The organism is Mesorhizobium sp. M8A.F.Ca.ET.181.01.1.1 (genome assembly GCF_004792025.1).
Lineage (GTDB): Bacteria > Pseudomonadota > Alphaproteobacteria > Rhizobiales > Rhizobiaceae > Mesorhizobium.
In genome coordinates, this window is the sequence record NZ_SRTV01000049.1 from 1 (window position 1) to 451 (window position 451).

The following is a 451-nucleotide window of genomic DNA, read 5'->3' on the forward strand; positions in this document are numbered from 1 at the left end:
CCTGACGGGCCTCCTTGCCAATGATATTTCCGATCTCAGCGGCGCGGGACTTTTGGCTTTGCCGGAAGCGCGACTCGACCGCGAGCTTCTGTCTCTTTACGATATCGAGGACGCGTTCGCGTTTTTCCCCCATCGCGTGGAATCGGCCGACATCGTCGGCCAGGTGACGGGCGAGGCTGCGGGTATGACGGGGCTATCCGAAGGCACACCCGTCATCGGCGGTTTCTTCGATGTGGTCTCCAGCGCCATGGGGTCGGGCGTCATCAATGCCGGGGAAGCTTCGATCATCGCCGGCACCTGGAGCATCAACCAGGTTTTCGCAGACAGGCCGGTCATCAGTCCCGATGTCTTCATGGTTACGACCTTTGGCCGCAACCGCTATGTCAATATCGAATCCAGCGCCACCTCCGCCGCCAATCTCGAATGGTACGTGCATCGTGTTCGCGGTGGC

1 protein-coding gene is annotated in these 451 nt (G+C 60.5%); it reads left to right on the forward strand.

The window, feature by feature from the left end; all coding sequences use genetic code 11:
- Positions 1-451 (forward strand): FGGY family carbohydrate kinase (locus tag EN824_RS33520; RefSeq protein WP_245521070.1); only part of this gene is annotated, 451 nt, incomplete at both ends.